Origin of the sequence: Leptospira langatensis, assembly GCF_004770615.1 — a bacterium.
Classification (GTDB): domain Bacteria; phylum Spirochaetota; class Leptospiria; order Leptospirales; family Leptospiraceae; genus Leptospira_B; species Leptospira_B langatensis.
Genome location: NZ_RQER01000002.1, coordinates 178,039 through 194,237 on the forward strand (window position 1 = coordinate 178,039; position 16,199 = coordinate 194,237).

At 45.1% G+C, this 16,199-nt stretch carries 12 protein-coding genes; 3 read left to right on the forward strand and 9 right to left on the reverse strand.

The genetic code is table 11. The features are described from left to right. Positions 1-5 precede the first annotated feature (5 nt). The 3 genes from EHO57_RS03625 to EHO57_RS03635 all read left to right on the forward strand — a co-directional run bounded on the left by EHO57_RS03625 (position 6) and on the right by EHO57_RS03635 (position 4,868). Positions 6-335, forward strand: coding sequence for an STAS domain-containing protein (locus tag EHO57_RS03625; RefSeq protein ID WP_135642998.1), 330 nt, complete (start codon positions 6-8; stop codon positions 333-335). 132 nt (positions 336-467) lie between these two features. After that, positions 468-2,120: an acyl-CoA carboxylase subunit beta gene (locus tag EHO57_RS03630; RefSeq protein WP_135643000.1), complete on the forward strand. Its 1,653-nt coding sequence runs from the start codon at positions 468-470 to the stop codon at positions 2,118-2,120. A gap of 6 nt (positions 2,121-2,126) precedes the next feature. Next, a complete protein-coding gene (locus EHO57_RS03635) occupies positions 2,127-4,868 on the forward strand; it encodes an ATP-binding protein (RefSeq protein WP_135643002.1) in 2,742 nt (913 codons plus the stop codon). A gap of 32 nt (positions 4,869-4,900) precedes the next feature. On the opposite strand, the gene EHO57_RS03640 is transcribed toward EHO57_RS03635, so the two are convergent. From EHO57_RS03640 to EHO57_RS03680, 9 genes are all read right to left on the reverse strand, one after another. After that, entirely contained in the window at positions 4,901-5,932 is a 1,032-nt protein-coding gene (locus EHO57_RS03640) for a protein-glutamate methylesterase/protein-glutamine glutaminase (protein ID WP_135643004.1), read from the reverse strand. Positions 5,933-5,935: 3 nt separating this feature from the next. After that, positions 5,936-6,430, reverse strand: a complete 495-nt coding sequence (locus EHO57_RS03645; protein ID WP_135643006.1) for a chemotaxis protein CheD — start codon at positions 6,428-6,430, stop codon at positions 5,936-5,938. Further along, positions 6,430-6,945, reverse strand: coding sequence for a chemotaxis protein CheW (locus EHO57_RS03650; RefSeq protein ID WP_135643008.1), 516 nt, complete (start codon positions 6,943-6,945; stop codon positions 6,430-6,432). Before EHO57_RS03650 ends, EHO57_RS03645 begins: the two co-directional genes overlap by 1 nt. A gap of 7 nt (positions 6,946-6,952) precedes the next feature. Continuing rightward, positions 6,953-9,622: a methyl-accepting chemotaxis protein gene (locus tag EHO57_RS03655; RefSeq protein ID WP_246050517.1), complete on the reverse strand. Its 2,670-nt coding sequence runs from the start codon at positions 9,620-9,622 to the stop codon at positions 6,953-6,955. Between the two features lie 278 nt (positions 9,623-9,900). Continuing rightward, entirely contained in the window at positions 9,901-12,000 is a 2,100-nt protein-coding gene (locus tag EHO57_RS03660) for a chemotaxis protein CheA (RefSeq protein ID WP_135643012.1), read from the reverse strand. Beyond that, positions 12,000-12,383: an STAS domain-containing protein gene (locus EHO57_RS03665; protein WP_135643014.1), complete on the reverse strand. Its 384-nt coding sequence runs from the start codon at positions 12,381-12,383 to the stop codon at positions 12,000-12,002. The genes EHO57_RS03660 and EHO57_RS03665 overlap by 1 nt, the downstream gene beginning before the upstream one ends. 16 nt (positions 12,384-12,399) lie before the next feature. Continuing rightward, positions 12,400-12,762 carry a response regulator gene (locus EHO57_RS03670; protein WP_135643015.1) on the reverse strand — a complete coding sequence of 121 codons (363 nt, stop codon included), beginning with the start codon at positions 12,760-12,762 and terminating at the stop codon, positions 12,400-12,402. 18 nt (positions 12,763-12,780) lie between these two features. Continuing rightward, a complete protein-coding gene (locus tag EHO57_RS03675) occupies positions 12,781-14,052 on the reverse strand; it encodes a hybrid sensor histidine kinase/response regulator (RefSeq protein ID WP_135643018.1) in 1,272 nt (423 codons plus the stop codon). After that, complete coding sequence (locus EHO57_RS03680) at positions 14,045-16,123, reverse strand: PAS domain-containing sensor histidine kinase (protein ID WP_135643020.1); 2,079 nt, start codon at positions 16,121-16,123, stop codon at positions 14,045-14,047. The genes EHO57_RS03675 and EHO57_RS03680 overlap by 8 nt, the downstream gene beginning before the upstream one ends. Positions 16,124-16,199: the final 76 nt, after the last annotated feature.

Sequence of the window (16,199 nt, forward strand, 5' to 3'; positions counted from 1 at the left end):
AAAGGATGGAACTTACAGTAGAAATCAAAGGGAACTCGAGGGTGATTCATCTGATCGGGAACATGGATGTTCATAATACCCATAGGATCGAACAAGCGTTCATGGATCATATCCGAAAGGCTACGGAGCAGAATATCGTATTGGACATGTCCAATGTAGAGTTCGTTTCTTCGGCAGGCCTTAGAGTGATCGTAGGATCCTTGCGAGTCTGCAAGGAAAGAGAGATCCAATTGAAACTTGCAGCGCTTCGTCCTGCGGTGAGAAAGGTATTCGAGATCATAGACATGGATTCTCTTTTTAGGATCTATGATACGGTAGATTCTTCCTTACAATAGTTCCCTATACGAACCGCCTCGATTTTTAAAAAGAGGCGCTAGTACTTCTTCTGAACCTCTTCCCATATTTGATTTTAAGCTTTCCTCCCAGACCTTTTTCTAAAAACCTGTGTACGGGCGGACAACACCAATATGTCGGAACACACGTACTCGTTTGAAAATCCATTCCTAAATACTAGTAATGCGGAACCGGAAACCAGTCCCGGTATCTATGAAGAAGCAAATACCATGGGCAAAGAGCTCTTGGAGAAACCCCTTAAAGGTGGTGGAACGGACAGGATCCTAGTCCAACACTCCAAGGGAAGGATGACTGTTTGGGAAAGAATTAAGGTACTTACCAATTCCGAACCGAATATACTCTACCAAAACTGGGGAAAGAACCTAGACGGTGCTTCCCTAATCACTGGAATCTTAAATATTAACGGAAGGGATGTCGCGATCTACGGACATGACTTCACCTTGAGAGCCGGTTCCATGGACGCAACCAATGGAAACAAGCTTGCGAGACTCATCTATATGGCGGGAGAGCATGGAATTCCTTTGATCGGAATGAACGACTCCGCCGGTGCCTATGTTCCTGCGGGAGTGGGCGGGTTAGACGGTTATTCGGAAGCGTTTACTGCTCTTCGTAAGATCAGCGGAGTAGTCCCAAGCCTAATGCTCATGTTCGGATTCAACGCTGGGGGAGGAGCTTATCTTCCAAGACAGGGATCTTTCATGATCCAACCGGAAGGTACCTTCTTCGGATTGACCGGACCTGGAGTCGTTAAATCGGTTCTGGGAGAGGATATCAGCGCCGACGATCTAGGTGGACCGAAAGTCCATGGACAAAGCGGTGTTGTGGATCTGGTTACGAACGACGAGTTAGGCTCTCTTAGAACTGCACTTCGTCTTCTATCGTATCTGCCGGACAATAACTCTAGCCTTCCTCCTTTCCATCCTACCTCGGATCCTACAGACAGATTCATTTACGAGGAAGAGATCCTTTTCAAAAAGACGTTCAATTCCCCAACAGGAATGAACACTCCATTCGATATTACATTATATATTCAGAATATATGTGACCATGGACAGTACTTCGAGATCCAACCGCAAAGATCCAGGAACCTGGTAACTGCATTCGGTAGATTAGGGGGGCACGTAGTAGGTTTCGTAGCGAACAACTCTGCTGTTTCTTCCGGTCAGATCGATATCGGCGCGGCGAGAAAAGGAACCAGATTCATCCGCTTCTGCAATGTGTACAATATACCTCTTGTCTTCTTAGAGGATACCACAGGCTTCTTACCTGGAAAAGAGCAGGAGCAAAACGGTATCGTTCTAGAAGGAAGAAAACTTTTGGATTCTATCATCGATATCAGGACCCCAAGATTGACCCTGATCATCCGAAATGCGTTCGGCGGAGCTTACGCTACCTTCAACTCTTATCATACGGGAGCCGATATGGTATTTGCTCTTCCTACTGCAAGGATTGCAGTGATGGGACCTGCGGGGAAAGACTACGTCTACAAGGACGAGATCTCCGAGATCCAAAGGGAATATAAAGAGAACCTGAAGAAAGGCGTTTCTGAGAAAGAAGCTGCCGCTACTAGAGATAAGAAACTCCAATCTCTTTCCCAAAGATACGAAAAGGAACTCATGAACCCGAAAGAAGCTCTTTCTCTCGGATCCGTTTCCAGGATCGTTCTTCCGGGAACCACAAGAAATATACTCTTCCAAAACTTGGATTATTTAATCCGACACTACAAACCAGGACCAATGTCCGGACCTCAAAGGGAGTTCGAGTAAACAAAGATGATCGACTACCAAAATCGACGTATTACATTTCGCGAATCTACTTCACCTTGGATCCATTCCTTCTCCTTAGAGACGATCAAATGTCTGATCGTTTGTAGAGGACCTGTGCGTAAGGAAGCCATGGAGATCTTCGACCAGATCGGAGTTAGGGAATATGGGATCCTTCTCTCCGAAAAAGACTCCGTCGTTTATCCGATGGCTCTTGCTCCCGAACTAAGGGATTTTAGATTCCCTTCCAATATCCACCGAGTCCCGGATTATATGGGTGCCGGCGCCGAAGAGAAAGCCGCTCGCATTAAGCAGATCATCCAGATCGCAAAGGATAACGATTACACCCATATCTTTGCCGGATACGGATTCATGGCAGAGGACGCCGAGTTCATCGAGGCGATCGAGGCGAGTGGGATCACCTTTATGGGACCTTCTTCTCATGTGGCTCACCAGGCAGGTTCTAAGGATGAGGCAAAGAAACTCGCTCGTAAACTGAATGTTTCCGTAACTCCAGGTGTGGATACGATCTCTGCCACTTGCTTACTGAAGAAGGCGCCGGATGAGAAAGCACTTTCTGCTCTCGCAAAAGAAAAGGGATTAAACTTCACTTATAATTCTTCCGTTAGCGCGGCAGAAAATGCAGAAGCTCTTCTCTATGCCGGTTACGAGAAAATTGTAGAGTTAGTCACCATTGCAGAATTGCAAGCACAGGCCGAAATCGAATGTGCAGAGATCTGGAAGAAGTATCCGACCAACAGGATCCGCTTTAAGTATGTGGGCGGTGGTGGAGGAAAAGGACAAAGGGTCGTCTCTAAACCGGACGAGGTCAAAACTGCAGTACAGGAGATCCTATCCGAGTCCAAGGTAACCGCTCCAGGTTCCAATAGAAACTTCCTCATCGAATTGAATATCGAAAAGACCCGTCACAACGAGATCCAGCTGATCGGAAACGGAGAATGGTGTCTCGCTCTTGGGGGAAGGGATTGCTCCGTTCAGATGCACGAGCAAAAACTACTCGAGATCTCCTTAACACAGGAATTGCTCCAAAACGAGATCGCTGCCGTAGAGAAAGTTTCCGCGAAGAAAGCAGAGATCCTAAAGGCAGATCTAAAAGTACTGCAAGAAATGGAAGAGCAATCCGAAAGATTCGGAAAGGCAGTGGCACTCAATAGCGTTTCCACTTTCGAGCTAATCGTAGAAGGGACCAATCACTTCTTCATGGAGATGAACACTCGTATCCAGGTAGAACACAGAGTGACTGAGATGGTCTATTCCCTTAAATTTACCAACCCGGAAAACAAGGCCGAATTCTTCGTCGTAGATAGTTTGATCGAAGCGATGGCGCTTATCGCACTCCATGGAAAAAGATTGCCTAAGCCGGAGCGTATCGTTCGGAATATTTCCGGAGCGGAAGTCCGGATCAATGCTACGAACAAGGCGATCCAACCTCATGCCGGCGGTGTGATCCTGAATTGGTCCAAACCTTTACCGGAAGAGATCCGTGACGACCAAGGGATCTCCGTTCGTAATCCTGACACAGGTTTATTCGTACATTATAAAGTAGCTGGAGCATACGATTCGAATATCGCTCTATTGATCACATATGGGATCAGCAGAGAAGACAACCTTCGTAAACTCGGAAATATACTTCGTAAGACCGAGTTACGAGGACAAGATCTGCAAACCAACCTGATCGTACATTACGGATTGATTAACTGGATCCTTGGAAAGGATGCGCTATTCAAGCCTTCTACTGCGTTCATGATCTCCTATCTGGCGGCAGTAGGTGCTCTGGAAAGCTTAGGCAAAGACGTGGATCTGGAGGTGGCTTGGAACAAGATCGTTTCCGCGGCTCCCGCAGAAGCGAAGAAGGTACTTTCCAGAAAACTCACCCTGATCACAAGACCAGTGGCGGATATACTCGCCGATGCCCATCTACTTGCAGGGTTTATCGGTTATCACGAGAACCTTTCTTGGAAGATAGAGAAGGATCAGGTCGTGTGGCTTCGAAATCCTGTCCATATCCTTACCGATCTCTATTACTACCAGCATATGGAAGGCGAATTGCACCAATCCCCATCCGAACAGATCTGGGATCATGACCAACAAATACTCCAAGCTGCATTAGCTTTTTATAAAGAATTAGAAGTAAGAACCGGCAAGAAAGCGGATTCAGCGGAATGGGATTCGTTCTTTGCAGGACCTAAACCTTCCGGTTTCGACGATGCTCTTTGGACAAAGGCAGTTGCTTCTCATAAAGGATTCCAACTTGGATTGGAACTCTTAAAACTGATCCCGAATCTCGGAAACAAATCCGGGTTCTATAAACTTTCGATCGACGAAAACTTAGAGCCAGTGATCCCTGAGGAATTCAAAAAGGCGGATACAAGAGACGCGTTTATCAAGTTCTTGGCTCCGGCTCCTAAAGCAAGTTCCGACGAGATCGTGTCTCCTATGGGTGGAATGTTCTATTCCAAGGAAGCACCTGATCTTCCTGCAATGGTGAAAGAAGGAGAGCATTTCAAGGCTGGTCAGCCTCTATTCATCGTAGAGGTTATGAAGATGTTCAACAAGATCACTGCACCATTCTCGGGAACCGTCAAAGAAGTTCTTCTGAAAGACAGCGACGGAAAGATCATCCAAAAGGGACAGTCCATCTTCAAGATCGTTCCGGACGAGGTCTTAAAGATCGAAACCCCGGAAGAGATCCAAGAAAGAAGGAACAAGGTTACTCTTTCCTTACTCTAAAAAATGCAAAGGATCCTTGCTTTGGTCTCTACTTAAGCAAGGATCTCCGCTGGGATCTCCTCCAAGGAAAGGATCTTTTCCGCGGCTCCTCTCTCGATCGCTTCCCTAGGCATTCCGAATACCACTGAACTTGCTTCGTCCTGAGCAATAGTCCTTCCACCTGTTTTACGGATCTCTAATAGACCTTCTGCGCCATCGGCTCCCATTCCAGTGAGCAAGAAGGCCTTAGCATTCCTCCCCACATTCTTAGCGACCGAGTGAAATAGAACATCTACTGAAGGGCGATGTCTGTTTACGAGAGGTCCTTCCTTGACCCGAACCACGAATTGCGCTCCGTTACCTATGACTTCCATATGCTTGTTTCCGGGAGCGATGAGAGCAGTGCCTTCTTGCACCCTATCCCCATCCTTTGCCTCTCGGACTTGGATCTTGCAGAGCTTATCCAGGCGATTTGCAAAGGCCTCCGTAAATCTCTCAGGCATATGCTGAACGATCACTATTCCCGGGCAATTTGCAGGAAGAGAAGTAAGTATTTCTTCGAGTGCGATAGTTCCCCCGGTAGAAGTCCCGATAGCCACGATCCGATCCGTCGTCTTAATTTTCGAAAAATCTAATGCATTTGTTTTCATGACTGGGACTGCTGACTTGTTATGGGACCTTACCCTAGAAACGGAAGCGGAACGGACCGCCTCTCCTAAGGAAATTACCGAATCCTCCAAGAAATCCTTTAATCCTATCTTCGGCTTGGTCACTATACCCACGGCTCCTTCTTTCAAGGCAATCCAAGTCGTCTCCGACTCCTTTTCCGCAAGAGAGGAACAGATGAGTACAGGAGTAGGTCTTTCTTGCATGATCCTTTTCAAGAAACTGATCCCATCCATTCTGGGCATTTCTATATCCAATACGAATACATCGGGCCAGATATTCGACCTTTCTAACTTTTCCAAAGCGAATACCGGATCGGGAGCGGAGCCTATCACCTTTATATCATTGTTCTTTTCCAAAACCTGCGTAAGCACAGTGCGGACCACTGCGGAATCATCTATTATAAAAACATATATCATATTTTATGAATTCTTTGGATTTTCCATATATACCTCTCCATCCCAAAGAGAGAAATAGATCTTTCGATGAGAGGATCCGCCGGTATTTGCGGCCGAAAGAGTGATATTTGCCTTCTTGATCAGCGTTTGGACCGCCTCTACATTCTTATCGCCAATCTCAACGATCTTTCTCACTTCCTCTAAATTCTCCTCATCCGGCGAGAACATGGAAGCTCCTCCAAAGATCTTACAGACGAATCTGCCAGGCCTTTCGCCCAGTAGACTGAATTTCTCTAAGAAGGTTTCGATCGCATCGTCCGCATACTTATTGTGCGGATCGGGAACACTAGAGGGCCTCTTAGGAAGCATGATATGCGCCATTCCTCCCACTCTATAATAAGGATGCCAAAGACAGATCGCGACACAGGACCCGAGTAGAGTTCGAATCCTTGTACCGTTCTCTCCCCAGTATAATCCTCCCGGTTGTAGGAAGATATCCTTTACAATGTCAGGTTCCATTATGCCGGATTCGAAGCCGTTAGATGACTCGCTTCTTCTCTTGTTTCTTCCAGTGCGGTCAATTCCTCTACAGTAAGAAGACGTACAAGATTCAAAAGAAGAATGAAACCGCTTGCCTGTCTTGCCATCCCTGAAAGAAAGTCCACTCGTATCCTCGAACCGAAAGTAGGGGGAGGCTCGATCTCCGAAGAAGGGATACTCAATACCTCATATACGGATTCCACGATAAGACCTATATCCATTCTAGCCCCGTTCACCGATTCCGGCACCTCTACGATCACGATGCAAGTTCTCTTGTCCGGAGAATGTTTCTTCCTAAAGAACTTATCGCTCACGTCCAAGACAGGGACCACATTGCCACGAAGATTGATCACTCCCGGAATGAAGGAAGGCATCATGGGCACAGTGGTCACATGAGTGTATTCCAAGATCTCTTTTACATTCAGTAACCCGATCCCGAAAGTTTCGTCTCCTATCTTAAAGGTTAAGTATTGATTGTCCTCGAAATTGCTCATCTGACCCTCAATACTTCTCGAACTTGGATTTCTCTTGCACGTTGATGGATCTCAGAGAGGCCTTTTTCGACCCATTACTCACTTCCTTGAACTGATGCTCTTTACTCAAACGGAAGAACATTACGGATTCTCGCAAGGATTCCGCTTGGCTATTCATCTCTTCCGCAATGGCAGCTAACTCTTCCGATGCGGAAGCGTTCTGCTGGGATACCTGATCCAATTGTCCCATTGCCTTATTGATCTCCACCACACTCGAGGCCTGCTCCTCGCTGGAAGCGGTGATCTCTTGGACCAAATCCGCAGTTTTTCTAATATTCGGAACGATATCCCCAATGAGTTTCCCTGCCTTCTCTGCGATCGCAACAGAAGAAACGGCAAGACTAGAGATCTCATTTGCGGATTTCTGGCTTCTTTCCGCAAGCTTGCGCACTTCGGAAGCGACCACTGCGAATCCTCGACCATGCTCTCCGGCTCTTGCAGCTTCGATCGCTGCATTTAATGCGAGTAGGTTCGTTTGATAAGCGATATCCTCAATGATCGATATCTTCTCCGCAATCTGCTTCATCGCACTTACGGTCTCAGTTACAGACTTTCCACCGTCTTCCGCATCTCTGGATGACTGGCTCGCGATCTGTTCTGTTTGTTTGGAGTTACTTGCGTTCTGATCGATAGAAGCGGTCATTTCTTCGAGAGAAGAAGTAGTCTCTTCTACGGACGCAGCTTGTTGAGAAGCTCCCTGGCTCAATGAATTTGCAGTGGAGGAAACCTCTGCAGCGGAACCGACCAAACTTCCCGATTTCATGACGATATCTCCCATGATCTCGTTTAGTTTATCCACGGTACTATTCCCGAACTCTTTCAGCTTACCGAAAGTACCGAAGTATTCATTCTCAATCTTAGAAGTAAGATCCCCATTAGCGAGTCTCTCTAACGCGGAGAGAACCTCGTTCAGTCCCACCTCGCTGACCTGGAGTAGGGAATTCAAGGCTCCTCCGAGTGTTTTGAAGAAACCTTCCTTGCCGTCCATAATAACTCTGGTCTTGAAATCTCCTTTGGTTGCCGCATTTACGATCTCTTCGATCTCCTTCTGCACCGCAAGCTCATTCGTAACGTCAGACCATTCCACCACGGCGCCCAATCTTTGACCGTCTGTGCTTAGGATCGGGTTAGCGACTAAATTGAAAGAGCGACCACCTATTGCGATAGAAGACTCATAGGTAGAATTCAAATTTCCGATCAGATTTCTCTGATGAGATGGATTCTTATGGAAACTATCTATATTCGTTCCGATCAATTTCTGCAAATTAAAGGCGCTCAATTGTTTCCGAATGTCCATCTCGCTTCCCTGGAACATCTTATAGACTGCCTTGTTCATGTACTTGATATTGAAGTCCATGTCCGCGATCATTACGTTGGTACTGGTATTATCCAATGCCACCTTGATCCGGGTTAATTCCTCATTCTCGAGCCTTCTTGTTTCAGCGACCTTTTTCTGCTCGGTCACATCCGACCATTCCACAACCGCGCCGAGTCGATCCCCCGAGTCGGTTAAGATTGGATTTGCGATGAGATCAAATGTTCTACCTCCGATCTCGATACTGGATTTAAATGTTGTAGTAAAAGAACCGAGCAATCCTCTTTGGTGAGCTGGATTCTTATGATAAGTATCTATATTCGATCCGATGAGTTTGTTCAAATGGAAATTACTCAGTTGTTTCCGGATATCATTCTCACCGATCTCGAACATCTTCACGATCGCTTTATTCATGTACTTGATATTCAAGTTATTATCGGCGATCATAATATTGGTGCTCGTATTATCCAGGGCGACTTTGATACGAGTAAGCTCTTCGTTTTCCGCTCTACGGATTTCCTGCATTTTTTTCTGTTCTGTCACGTCCGCCCATTCGACTACAGTTCCTAATCTTTCTCCTGAGTTCGTCAAGATAGGATTCGCGATCAGATCAAAGGAACGTCCACCGATCTCAATATTAGAGCGGAAGGTTTTACTCAGATCTTTTAGTAAGTTCCGTTGGTGAGCCGGATTCTTGTGGAATGCGTCAATATTCGTGCCCATCAATGCTTCCGAGCGGAACTGAGTGAGTTGCTTCTTGATATCTTCTTCCGCATCGGAGAACATATGGCGGATCGCCTTATTCATATAAGTAACTTTCAGATTTACATCTGCCATCATGATATTCGTAGACACGTTATCTAAAGCGGTCTTGATCCGAACAAATTCTTCCGAATCCGCTCTAGAATCCAACACAGGTCCTCTGGAGAATGGTTTCAGGTAGATGGCTAAGGCAGGCAAAAGCAGTGTCCCGAATACCGCGAATAGGAAATGGTAATATACGGATCCTTTTGCAATGGCCTTAGGAGGGATCTCGAAAGAAGTCCCGGACCACTTTTCTCGTAGCACCTCGAACTTAGGAAGAGTGGACTGAACCAGATGCTCGACAAAATTTTCTTGTGTATTCTTACCCGCTCCACTTAGGATCGCCTTTCCCGCGAGGAGAGATTCATAGACCTCATCCAGATCTTCTTCTAGCATTTTTAATTCGGAAGAATTCGATCCTGCCTTGGCTAAGGACGAAAGATCAGCCTTCAGATCTTCCTTCTTCTTTTTAATGGAATCCAGTTTCGATATTAGAGATTCTTTATTTTGGTTCGGCATAAAAAGGGAATATAGATCCGAGCCTAAATAAGAAAAATTCGATCGGATCGTTTCTCCAGGAGACGAGCCGGATTCGTTCGAATCCCTTTGATCCGGTCCAAAATGGTCGAAATAATAACTCCAACCGGCAGATCCAAAAGTAAGAAGGATCCCTAATAGAAAGATCCAAACCAGAACGATTGCTTTGCTTTTGCCTTGTGCCATACGTTTTTACCTATTCTCAAAATTAATAACTTATTTCTAATTCGATCATGAATGCAGTATGATAGGATTTATTCCTACTTAGAGCGTATCTTTTCTCTTTCTCTCAAATTCGATCTTTGGATCTTTAATAGGGAATGAAGTCCAGGAACATCGAGAATGAAGGCGATCTTACCCGTGCCTAATACAGAGGTTCCACTAATACATTGGATCCCTCTAAAGATCTCGTTTAAGGGTTTGATGACGGATTGGATCTCGCCGAGTAGATCATGGACCAAAATACCGAAGTTCTTTCCTTCATATTCCAGAACTAGAATATTCTTTCTTCCTTCGTCGGAGCCAGGGAGCCCTAAGAACCTTCCCAAATGAAGAATAGGAAGAACTTCACCCCTTAGGTTGATGGAACCGGCGATCTCTTCGGGAAGGAGCTGTAGTTCCGATTCCATTGTTTCCTTGACCCAATCCATGGGCACAACGAAGTAAGAATCGCTGGATCTCACGAGGAAGCCGTCAATAATCGCTAATGTAAGCGGAAGTCTGATCGAGAATACTGATCCCTTCCCCAACTCGGATTGAACGTTAACCGATCCCCTTAAGGATTCAATATTACGCTGGACCACATCCATTCCGACTCCTCTGCCGGAAAGATTAGTCACTGCTTCTGCTGTGGAAAAACCGGGCTGAAAGATCAGATTGATGATCTCCTGTTCCGTCAAACTTTGATCTGGATCTATAATCCCTTTCTCCAAAGCTTTCTTACGGATCTTATCTTGGTTCAGTCCTTTTCCGTCATCGGAGATCTCTATGGAGATACTTCCAGTCGCATGAGATGCTTGGATTTTCAGTTTTCCTCTTTGCGATTTTCCTAATGCTTCTCTTTCCTCACTCGGTTCTATTCCATGATCTAACGCGTTTCTAAGAATATGCACAATCGGATCGTTGATCTTTTCGATCACTGAACGATCTAGCTCGGTCTCTCCGCCTTGGATCTCAAAATCCACATCCTTACCAAGCTCGAGAGAAATATCTCGGACAGTTCTTCTATATTTCTCAAACAACTCGCCGATAGGGACCATTCTAAGAGCCATTGCGGTCTCTCTGATCTCACCTACAAGTCTGGAAAAGATCTCCGCAGATTCATTCAATTCAGAATCTTCGGTATCTGCGAGAAGTCGCCCTAGACTCGCTTGAGAGATGATCAATTCTCCCACGAGATTCACGAGTTGATCTACTTTCGCGGAATCGATCCGGATCAGCTTAGGTGCTGTTGCGGCAGTTTGGACTTTCTGTACTTCTTGTTTTTGGGAAGTAGGAAAGTGTTTAAAATCCTGCTCCAATCCCTCGATCTCTAAACCTAATAATGCAAGAGTTTTATAATATTCTTCCGCTCCGCAAGGAATCTCTTTTGAGATCTGATGGAACACTTCTTCTACCGAGTGAGGGGGAGTCACCCGCAAGAAGGAACCTTCTTTTAAAAAATCAAATACGGACTCAATTTCCTCTTTTCTAGCCGAGGAGCGAAGTTTGATCTCGAATCCTAAATAACAGGTTTCAGAATTCCAAGATTCCCATTTCGGGAGTTGGGATTTATACACATACAGATAAAGGATCTCCCCGAAATTCTTCAGATACTTGAGAAAAGAGTAGGGGTCCATCCCGCTTCTAAATGTATCTTGGCCGGGAAAGAAACTGATCTGCCATTCTGAATTGACGGAACCTTTCTTTGTAGATTCTCCAGATTGCTTTGGAGAGATCTGTGCTCCTTTTCCTTCTTGCCGAGTTTCTTCTCCGCCAAGAAATCCTTTCGCTTCGGAAATGATCTTTTCTTGTTCGGCTTTCGCATCAAGATCCGAAAGATCGCCTGAATAAGGATCCGAAACTAACTTCTTTAGGTGATCTACCGCCCTTAAAAGAAAATCTATTTTCCCAGGATCCAGTTCTGTCTTTCCGGAACGAGCCAGATCGAGCAGAGTTTCCAATTCGTGGGAACATTTCTCAATGGCATCGTATCCGAACATTCCTGCCGTGCCTTTGACCGTATGGACGGCTCGGAACATAGAATGGATGGATTCTTCGTTGAATTCACCTCTTTCTAATTGTAAAAGAAGAAGTTCTGCCGAAGACAGTAACTCCGTGGATTCTTGGATAAATGCCTCTTTGATTTCGGAAAGATCCATTAGGCCTTCTCCAATCCGTAGGCAAATTTCAGGGAAGACGAATCCTTCTTAGAGATCCGGATCCTATCCTGGAAATAGCCGATGAGTCCATATAGATCCAAGAATTCTAATAAAGAATGGGAATGATTGGAAATACTCAAATCCCAAGACATAGCCAAAGATTCTCTCTTCAAAAGAAGAAGGGATTGCAGGAAGCTAGAATCCACTTTTTCCAAACCGCCCGCATCTATTTCCAATCGCAGTGGATTTTTTTGTAGAATGGAATTCAGTCGCTCCTGCCATTCCGAAATGGAATAGATAGAAGCTTCCCCAATTAGATCCACTCTATACATAGGACGGGAATCTTTTTGGCCTAACTCTGAGATCTTGATTTCCAATGACATAGAATATTACCGAAATCTAAACCAACAGTATCCGAATGGTCTTCAGGAGCTCTTCGGGAGAAAACGGCTTTGTTAGCCAGGCTTTAGCACCGGCTTTCAATCCTTCGGACTTTAACTCTTCTTGGGATTCGGTGGTTAGCATCACGATCGGAACGAACTTATGATTAGAATCCTCCTTGACCGCGCGGACAAAACTCAATCCGTCCATATTCGGCATATTCATATCGCTGACGACCAGATCGACTTTGCCCTCTTTCAATTTTTCAAGACCTTTCAATCCGTCTTCCGCTTCGACCACATTGAAAGAAGCTTGAGAAAGATGTAGATTGAGTATCTTTCTGAAAACGGCGGAATCATCTACGATCAATATTTTCTTCATTTGTACCCTTCTTCTTGCCTAGCGAATGGGCAGTAATAGCTCACTCATGACGCAGAGACGGATCTGATCCCCAGTATGATCCTTTGCATTATGAATGAAAAATAGTCCGTTATGTTTTCTCATGATCTGATCGACGGCAGTCAACCCTAGACCCAATCCGAATTTTTCTAGATGGGAGACACTCTCCACAGGAGGATGAAGCCGGAAGAACGGTTGTAATACTAGACTCTCGTATTTTTCCTCCACTCCACCGTACGGTCTTTCGTCCACGATGTTCTTTAATACGATGCAAAAGTATCCTTGGTTGATACTTGTAAACAGCTCTAAGGAAGTCTTAGGAGCGCAGTATTTGAACGCGTTTAAAACGATCTCATAGACTGCGGAGAAAAATAGATCCGGCTCTATCTCCACCTCCACTTCTCTTTTTAATACGGGAAGGTTTAGCCTGAGCCCTTTCTGTTCCAAATAGGGACGAATGAAATCCACGGCGCCTTTTAGTCGATCGACGAGTTCGGAAGCCAGCATCGGTTTCTTATTCAGATCTTTATTAATAATCTCTAATAATTGAGTCAGACCAGCCAGGAGGTTTTTAGTGATCTCTTGGTTTTCCAGAATAAGATCCATGATGCTCGAGTGGATCTGGTAATAATCCCCTTCCTTTTTCAGATCGGCTCTCGCCATATCCAAAAGACTGATAATGGCTCCTATTCCGGAACCTTGGGAAAGGGATGTCTGAAGGGAATGAATGGATGTTTTTTCCCAAGACTCGTCTGCGGATTTCCTCTTCGTTTCCTTATATGTTAACCATTCCAACTGACTCCGAAGCTTCAGACTCTCCGCTTCTATAATAGAATTCTCTCTATCCTTCAGTGCCTTATACTCTACGGCCTTGGACATGGATTTCAGGAAAAGATCGGGGAAAATCGGCTTGATAATATAATCGAATACGCCGAGCTTCATCACCTCGATCACTGTTTCCGTAGAATCGATCGCAGTTTGCACGAGTATGATTGCATCCTGTTCGAACTCTTTCAATCTTCGAATGAAAGAAGGACCATCCATCACAGGCATCAAAAGATCTACGATATAGATAGAATATTTTTTTGCCTTGGCCATTTCCAAAGCTTCTTCTCCGTTCGATGCGGATTCATACTGGATACCGAACTCCTCACAAAGTGCCTCGAGCATGAGTGTGTTCTCCAGTTTATCCTCAACGATCAGAACCGGATCTCGCACCAGGCTCTTTCTTTCCAGTTTGGGCGTGCCGATAGAGCCGGTGGTATTAGTCATGGATCTCTTCCGCCAATTTTTCTAGGAGTAATTTCAATTCGTCTATGGAGATCGGACTAGAAAGATAGAAATCGAAATCCTCTCCGAGGCCTTCCATTCGATTTTCTTCCGGAAGAATATAAACCGTCTTCCAAGCCGTCGATAAACCGGGAAGTCCCGTAGTAGAGAGATTATCCCGAAAGAGGATCATCTTTTTCTTATGTATTCCGCTGTTCTTGGGAAAGTGCAGATCCTGTTCCTGCTTTTTAAAGAAAGAGGTAAGTAAATCCTCGTTTTTTCGATCCGCACATTCGAATCTGATATAAGAATGAGTTCTCAGCTTTTCGGGATAGGAAGTGGAATACGTACGCCTAACCTGGATCTTTTTCTCTCCTTTGTCCAAGATAGGAAGATTAATATAAAAAGAGGTACCGATGCCTTCTCTGCTCTTCAGACGGATAGAGCCGTTATGCGCTTCTACTAGCTTTTTAACGATGGAGAGGCCGAGTCCTGTTCCTTCCGTGTCCTTGGACCTTGAGTTCTCCACCTGATAGAATGCATCAAAGACTTTGCTCTGTTCTTTTTCAGGGATCCCTATGCCTGTATCCGTTAACTCAACTAACCAGTCCCCACGTTCCTGTGTAATGGATAGATAAATGGATCCTTGTTCCGCTGTGAACTTGACCGCATTTCCGACCAGATTAAGAAAGATCTGTCGGATCCGTTTCGGATCTCCCGAGATCAACGGATTCCTGACATTGGTTTCCTGCCAAACGAAGTGAATATGTTTCCTAAGTATCTCTGCTTCCAATACGGAGACCACTTGTTCTATTTCTTTTCTCAGATCCAATTCGCTGAAATAGAACGTGGATTTGCCCGCATTCAATTTGGAAAGATCCAGAATATCGTTGATCAGACCTAGTAAATGCAATCCTGATGTATGGATCACATCCAAATACCTTTGGTTGCTTGGATCTTCCATAGAAGGCTGGATGAGCTTAGAGAGCCCGATAATCGCATTCAAAGGAGTTCTAAGCTCATGGCTCATATTCGCCAGGAATTCGCTCTTTGCGGTGCTCGCAGCCTCCGCCTTTTCTTTTTGTACGGATAACTCCTTGGTCCGTTTATCTACGGTTTCCTCAAGAGTCTCCTTATGTGTTTTCAATTCTTCTAATATTGACTTTCTTTCCAAATAGAAGCCGATCAGATCTGCAAAGGTACGAAATGTGAATTGTTCCTCGGGGCCAGTAGGGTTTTCGAAGAATTCCATTCCCAAAAACCCGATCCATTCTCCTGAGATCTTTAGAGGGAATAAGAAGATGGTATCCGATCTTCTTCCCTGACAAAAATATCTCTCTGACTCAGAGAGTTGCTCCGTCTTAAATTCGATGATCTCATTTTTGTAAAGGAATCCCTTCCATCTGGAAAATCGAGAAGCCAAAGAAATCTCAGGATAGGTCTCCGCTAAGGTAGAACTGGAGAATGGATTTTTACTTTCCGCCTCCAAGAAAAGAACGTCCGGATTGCTCGTCCTCTTGTAGTAATAGATCCTTTCCGCTCCGGTCAGTACTAGAAAATGTTCTATGGCTCTCTCTATCGTGAAGCTTTCGTGTCGGGTACTCATCAGGATCTGAGAGGCGGCAGTCAAACCCATCTCCGATCTCAGTCTTCTTGCTGCGAATTCCTCTCTCTGGATCTTATCCGTAATATCTCTTTGAATAGATAATAAATTTGTAATATTTCCGGCAGGGTCTTTGACCGGAGACACGGTCCACTCCGCATGGTATTTGCTTCCATCCTTTCTATAGTGGATCGTGGAAGAGGAGTAGGGGATTCCACGTTGGACGCAATTTTTAAGATTTTGTAATGTTTTTCGGTCGGTGTCCCGTCCGAACATGATCTTCGCTGATTTTCCTATTAATTCCTCTATCTGATACCCGGTGAGATCGCAGAAAGCAGGATTTGCGAATACAATAGATGGTCCGTTCTCGTTTAGATTCGAATCAGTTACGAGAATTGCATCGGAAGTCTGAGAGATTATGAGTTGGAACAGTTCGGTTTCCGTACCGAACCGTAGATCTTCCTTGACCATACAGAGGAAAAAACTTACGCGAAAAAAGAGTTAATTCAACCATTTTAATACAAAAATACACAAAAATGACTTATTC